This window comes from Roseburia sp. 1XD42-34 (assembly GCF_009917385.1).
Lineage (GTDB): Bacteria > Bacillota > Bacilli > Bacillales > Amphibacillaceae > Virgibacillus.
Genome location: NZ_QWLJ01000069.1, coordinates 1 through 6,835, shown reverse-complemented (window position 1 = coordinate 6,835; position 6,835 = coordinate 1). Strand labels below are relative to the sequence as shown.

Below are 6,835 nucleotides of genomic sequence, written 5' to 3'. Positions count from 1 at the left end.
GGACACCTCGTATCATACCAAGGGGGCATTTTTTATTCAATCCTCATTTTGCTTTATTACAGGAATGCTTTCTTATCCTTCAAAAAAAGCTTGATGATGTAGTGTAACCCCAATCCCATCAAGCTTTTTTATTAATTAGTTTAATCCCAAAGTGAGCTTTTCAATTCATGATCCTGTTGATGACGGTCAATTGCTAATTCAATCAATGTAGTAATTAAATCTTGATAGGAAAGTCCGCTTACTTCCCACAACTTTGGATACATACTAATTTTAGTAAATCCTGGTAATGTATTTACTTCATTTAGATAAATCTCGCCTGCTTCTGTTAAGAAGAAGTCCACCCTTGCCAACCCTTCACATTCTAATACTTTAAACGCTTGAATAGCAATCTCTTGTATACGCTTTGTTGTTTCCTCTGAAACATCAGCCGGAACCGCTAAATCAGCACCTTTTTCATCAATATATTTAGATTCATAGGAATAAAACTCTGTTTGCGGTAAAATCTCCCCTAGTAATGACGCTTTCGGCTCTTCATTTCCTAATACAGAACACTCTATTTCTCTGCCAATAATACACTCTTCGATAACAATTTTATGGTCATAGTTAAATGCTTCTTTAACACCTTGATAGAATTCTTCTTCTGTTGTCACTTTACTAATTCCAACAGACGATCCCTGATTGGCTGGCTTAATAAAAAGCGGTGTTCCCAACTGTTCGGTAACTTTTTCATAATCAATCACTTGTTGTTCCTTTTTCCGGTAAACAATGCCGTTTGCGACTTTTATCCCTGCTGCCTGTAATAAACGTTTAGCGATATCTTTATCCATACAAACGGAAGAAGCTAAAACGTCTGGACCAACAAATGGAAGATCAGCTAAACGTAGCATTCCTTGCAAACTACCATCCTCTCCCAATGTCCCATGCACAATTGGAAATACAACGTCCAAATCGTCAAGCTGTGCTCCATGGGAAGTTTGAATAAACTGTTTTTCTTTCTTTCCTGGAACAATTGCCACTGTTTCGTTCGATTTGTTTAATTGAATTAGCTTCGGATTATCTGCGTGGAGCAAGTAGGAAGACGGTTCATTTAAATGCCATTTTCCTTCTTTATCAACTCCAATTAAAACAACTTCAAATTTATCACGATCAATTGCATCGACAATATTTTTAGCTGATTGAAGTGACACTTCATGCTCAGCAGATTTCCCTCCAAAAATAATCCCTACTTTTTTCTTTTCCATGTTTTTCGTCCTTCCCTTATCATAATGTGTTCAAAAAGGACAGGCTGTTAAACTTCATACTGGTGTGTGACTACTTAAAGACTACAAACTAGAATATAAATCAAAGGCTCTTTAAACAGTCACAAGTTTTAACTCCTGTAGCACCAATGTACAATACTTTCGATACACCCTAAAAAGTTTGGGCTAGTGGAAAGTAATAAGGTAATATTTCCTAGGCTTTTTGAACAACAAAAATTAACTATACGTCTAAAATAGCACACAATAGCGTAATGAATAAAGTTAAAAAATAAAACAGATGACAATATTGATGTCGTCTGTTCCTATTATAATACGAATCGTATACATATGGTTAGTAAACATTTATGACTCTCGTTTTTTTAAGGCCTTAGAAAAATAAGTCCCTTCGCTAAATACGATAAAATAGCCTAAAATAAAGTTTATAGCTTCTATAAATTCTGGGAAAAAACCAAATCTACCGGGACAATCTATACGCGGTTGCTCTGGATAGCATAAGTATTCTAAAAAGCTTAAATAACGCCATGTCTGTTCGTAATTAGCCATATTAAAAACGTTAATTCTTAGCTTTGCGCTCCGAGCATGAAAATCTCTATCAACTATTAAATAGACATCCAGCTGTTGCTTCATTTCATCAAAATTATTTTACCAAAGTTCTGAATATTAGATATAAAAAACCTGCCTCACATTTTAATTTGATAGTTTTCCAACCTTATTTCATTTTAATTAGCGAAGCGGAGGAAGATCACGAGGAAAATGCTTTTCTTTAAAAGAAATCCTACATTCGAACATTTAACCTATATTTCGAGCTAAAATTAAAAGCAGCTCCGTTAATTTATTTGAAATAAATTTCTGGCCACTTTTTTAATTGATAAACAAAGGTCCCTTCCTTCTATTCTATTAAGCCTTATGAAGAATTTTTCAATTTCTTCACTATTTAATGAAGAAAAAAAGTATTTAATATACTTTTTTTCTCTTGCATAGAGAGGTTTGTATGAAGCAGGATTATATGTTGAAGCAGGAGTTGGGATGGTGTTGATTAAATGTAAGATTCTTTCAAAAGAAAAGTATGGATTCAAATGTGAGCAATAATGATCTAAATTATTCTCTAACTCTGTACGGCTCTGCATGGTTAATGATAACTCTGACTTGTCAAGCATCAGCTGAATGATATCCACAACTTCTTGATTATTAGTGGCTTTGACTCCTAGCTGATTTGGCAATTCTACATCATATACCGATGAAGTAATTGGCACATAAGTAATGATATTTTTCTCCAAAAGAAAAGCCTCCACACTTGATGTGCACCCATTATGAATGACCACATCGGCAGCCAGTAACCATTTAATAATATTGCCTTCATGAAGAACGTGAATATTCGCCTGTGATGAAAAAATTTGCTTGTATACGGTAAAGTTTTCTCCGGGATGAGGTCTAATTATTATATTTAATTGAGGAAATACTTTACTTACATCCGTAATCATTTGTAAAAAATATTCATATAATCGTTTCATGTACTTACTTTGTGGATGGACTTCTTTTATCCCGCTCACCGCATTATACTGAGAAAACCTAGTGTTTACTAAAATAAACGTGCCATATTGACTACGTAATTGCTTTACTTCTTCTGTATAGACCTCTCGGTATTTTGGAGTTAACAAGTCGATTCGCGGGCTTCCAGTTACATGGGATTTATTTCCGATTGCTTTTGATGAGCGAGAAAGAATTTGCTTCTGAAAGTCACCCCAACAATAAATTTGTTCAAGCTGTATTTGTAACTCTCCTCTTGCTCGATCCTGTAAGTATAGGTCATTACCTTGAATGATTAATCCTTCCTCATCTAATTCCACTATTTTATGACCCTTTTGTTTTACGCTGGTAATTACTTCCTGACCAACGTGATAAGGATAACCTTTTGAGAAAAAAACACCTGAGGGATAATGGTTTAAAGCTAATTCTACCATTTTATGCTCTCCGATTATGACTGCATAACCTTGGGAAGCTGCGTAATAAGACAATAATAGCTTTGCATCCAATTCCCTTACTTTCACTTCTACTGGTAAGTACAACCACTTTTTCTTTACTGACATATTTTTCCTACCTTATTATTTTTTTATTAGAAAAACTTGGCTGGCTGCCAAGTCTTATGGCGGAAGCCTTTGTTTTTCTTATACTACAAACCAAAAAGTCTTATACTTTCCTATAGTGGAACAAAGGCGCAGAGCGCCCGTTTAGCAACGTAGCGACTGGAACAAATCAACTAAAGTTTTAGGAATCATGCTCCTGCAACAGGAGTATGCCGACTTCAAGCAGCAAGCCCGCTCTTAGTCGGCCTCCCTCTTAACCACGAACCGATGATGACTTATCGTAGGGCTATTTCGTGAAGTCGCCTAGTTGCTGGGTGCTTAAGCCCGACGTGGATATTCCGTTATATCGTTATCCCAAACCCAAAATTTTTATGCTTTCTTATCTCTCAAAAAAACAATATAGATTCGTGCCTTTTTCTATTCTCTATCTAACAGATCAAAAATCGCTTCAAATTCATTTTTATTTTCATCAATGATAGCATCCAGATCACTTTCTATTTGTTCCAATTTCTCCATATCCACCTGATTATGCCGAGATTCTGCTTTATTGTCCATATTCATAAACAAATAGGTCATCATCATTTGCAGCATATTATTTTCCAAATAGACAAAACTTCTATTATTAGCTTGCAAATCTTGGTTTAGCGTTTCTAAGTGATTCTTTAAAAACAAACGAACAGATTGATTAAATAACTTTTCCATCTCCTCATTTTTCATAATCGTCTTCCTCCTTTACGTTTCCACTAATGCTCATTTGATTTAATGCACTTACTCCATCCTCTATTTCATCTCCATAAACAAACCCTGTAACACTCCCATTGTATGATATAATAGGAGACCACTTTAATTGAAAGTTTTGAAAGGTGAGTGTTTCTTGTGGATTCAATAGTTGCTGACTACTTGGTTTTAACCAAAACTCTTCCTGATTATCCTTATCGTTCATTCTAATCCAAGCATCGGCAAGCTGCATATTCTGCTGAGTATCTTGATAAAAATATTTTCCAGAAAAATCAAAAATATCTTCAGACTTCAGTTTGAGGCAAATAAACGGATTATGGAGCGGTTTTATACCTATATTTTTAACGTGAAAGGAACCGATAATAAAATTTTCGCCGTCTTCCTCATGAGAAAGATTAAGTGAATATGTAAAATAGCTAATGATTTGTATTTGCTTTGGCTTTAGTTCCTTTGCTAAAGATTTTAATTTCCTTACATACGCATCATTCATTTGTTGCAAATGGAGCAACTTTGTTTGAATGCTCTTCATTTTATCCAATGGGATAACCTCCTATAAATTAAGTTTCCATTTAGTACTTAGATGGCTTAGGCTAAACCGAATCTAACAAGGAACGCGCATCTCGTTTTTAAGCTTGCAGCTAATCTCCAACAAGAGAGCTTTCCTGCGTTACATGCAAAAAAATAAAAGAGAGGATATATTCCTCTCTTTATCATTATGCCGACAACTTATCCATTATCACCATTAGTTGGAAAAACAACTGGACATTGTGGTGGCAATACTGGCGATGGGCATGGAGGGATTGGAAGTGTTTCTCTTGGTGTACAGAATTCTGCTACAAGCTCAAGCGTTACACCAAATGTAGATTGAATACTTTGGCATAGACGAACAGATACTGTTAAATCAAGTGTATCGATCGTTGTAAGTGCCGTACAATCTACTGTACAAATAAAACAATCCAACTCTGTGAACGTTACATTAATATCTGTTCCTTCTGGTGCACAAAGAATCACTTGCTCACAGCGTGAAAAATCAATAGCGCCTACTTCGACTGTACCTCCAGTTAATAATCCAACAGATACAGTAACGGTAAAATTTTTGCGAATGTTTACAAGCTGTAATGTTACTTCTGCCCCATCAATAATAAATTGTTGGTCAACTCGATCTAAAATTTCGACTGGAGTAAGTTCTGCTGGTTCAACAGTACAAGTTACTGTATCTAAGTCGATATCAGCACAGGTTAGTTGCACACCTGTAACTGGATTAACGGGTAAAGGCAGATCCAATAAATTCAGATCAAATGTTGCTTCATTAATAATCCAATCATATACTTTTTCTGTGTTAATACAAAGGAGTTCCTGACCCCCTGTTAAGTTATCTGCTTGCATAAACACAAACACCTCCGAATGTTTTTTGTTTCTTTTCACTAGTAGTTTATGATCTCCTGTGTAAAATGATATAGACGAATAGCGGATTTATTGTTACAAATGCTGTTTTGGTTAAATATCATGACTGGGACAAGTTTTAAAACATTAAACAGTGATGAAGTTGAAACCCCACGCATAAAAATAGAAAAGCACAATTCGGTTCCTTGTTTTCTTCCATTTATTGAAATAACTTTGGCTAGCTCTTCCTTAAAAGACGTTAGGAACGGTGTATTTATTGACAAGGATACATGGCGTCGCTCTTTCTCCATTTAGTACAGGAGGAAACTACATCTAACATAAGGAACTTTCTCCTTCAAGATTTCCTTATTTAAGAGTAATTATTTTTTTAATCTTATGCATAGTGTCACATATCAACGTTTCATAAATAGTATATTAATGTGAAGTAAAAGGGTGATTGGAATGTATCGATATGAGCTATTTAACGTTGATGAAATTAACCAGTTGAAAAATGAACTTGAACTTCACCGCCGAACACTTCATGCCATTACGAATGAGGGCTTATTACAAAATTATATAAAGGCGAAAGATGATAATTACGATTTAAAAGTACAACTGTTTCAATTAAAAGGAGAGATAAAAGCAATGGAAAATGAATATTATGAAAAAGAATTAGATACTGAGATGGAGTTAACTTCGTTAAATTCGCAAATAGAAGAAACGAATGACTCCGTTGACCAAATGAAGCAAGAATTAGCCAAGATTACCTACACGATGGAACAATTGATGGAAGCAATGCAATCGGAGGTTGTTGAAAAGGTAAATACAATGCTTAACAGCCAACATATAAATGCTCTTGAACTAAAACAAGAATTTGAAACGATGAAACAGGCATTTCTAAAATTAAAGGAAGAAAGTCAAGCTAGAAGTAAAAATAATGTAGCTAACAGATCAGAATTTAGACGGATGCAAAATATGTTGCAATCGTCTAATATTCAACAACCAGCTGCTTCAAATAGAATACGCCAACCAAGTTCCCCTTCTTTCACGAGGAGAGAAGCACATCATCAAGGAGGATACAGCAGTCAAGCTAATACGGAGACTATTTCATTTAGTAAAGGAAATAAACAATTTCGGCAATCTATCCATGACCAAACTAGGAACGTAGGGAAAAATACCATTACGCCAAAAAAAAAACATGGTAATACAAAGAAACCAAGGCATCATACCCAAGACAAATTTTTAGATCCAACTCACCAAAATTTAAACCTAGAACCGCGTCAAATTCACGTTCCAGCTAACAACCAAAATTTAAATGCTGAACCACAGCAAACCCATGTAACAACTAACAACCAAAATTTAAATGCTGAA

The 6,835-nt window shown here is 35.0% G+C and carries 7 protein-coding genes; 1 reads left to right on the top strand and 6 read right to left on the bottom strand.

All coding sequences use genetic code 11. The features are described from left to right. Positions 1 to 140: 140 nt before the first annotated feature. The 6 genes from ddlA to D1839_RS19685 form a co-directional block, all read right to left on the bottom strand. Entirely contained in the window at positions 141 to 1,241 is a 1,101-nt protein-coding gene (gene ddlA, locus D1839_RS19710; RefSeq protein WP_120381469.1) for a D-alanine--D-alanine ligase, read from the bottom strand. 360 nt (positions 1,242 to 1,601) lie between these two features. Next, positions 1,602 to 1,886 (bottom strand): hypothetical protein, encoded by a 285-nt coding sequence (locus D1839_RS19705; RefSeq protein WP_147358304.1) that lies wholly within the window; start codon positions 1,884 to 1,886, stop codon positions 1,602 to 1,604. Positions 1,887 to 2,086: 200 nt separating this feature from the next. Then, the gene (locus tag D1839_RS19700) at positions 2,087 to 3,346 is read right to left on the bottom strand and encodes a surface carbohydrate biosynthesis protein (RefSeq protein WP_120381468.1); all 1,260 of its coding nucleotides are present in this window, start codon (positions 3,344 to 3,346) and stop codon (positions 2,087 to 2,089) included. A gap of 414 nt (positions 3,347 to 3,760) precedes the next feature. Next, positions 3,761 to 4,060, bottom strand: a complete 300-nt coding sequence (locus tag D1839_RS19695) for a hypothetical protein (RefSeq protein WP_120381467.1) — start codon at positions 4,058 to 4,060, stop codon at positions 3,761 to 3,763. Then, positions 4,050 to 4,619 carry a hypothetical protein gene (locus tag D1839_RS19690; RefSeq protein WP_120381466.1) on the bottom strand — a complete coding sequence of 190 codons (570 nt, stop codon included), beginning with the start codon at positions 4,617 to 4,619 and terminating at the stop codon, positions 4,050 to 4,052. Before D1839_RS19690 ends, D1839_RS19695 begins: the two co-directional genes overlap by 11 nt. Positions 4,620 to 4,807: 188 nt before the next feature. After that, on the bottom strand, positions 4,808 to 5,506 hold the full coding sequence (locus tag D1839_RS19685) for a hypothetical protein (RefSeq protein WP_199690446.1): 699 nt from the start codon (positions 5,504 to 5,506) through the stop codon (positions 4,808 to 4,810). 420 nt (positions 5,507 to 5,926) lie between these two features. Here D1839_RS19685 and D1839_RS19680 point away from each other — a divergent pair. Next, a partial coding sequence (locus D1839_RS19680) for a hypothetical protein (RefSeq protein WP_147358303.1) occupies positions 5,927 to 6,835 on the top strand: 909 nt, incomplete at its 3' end.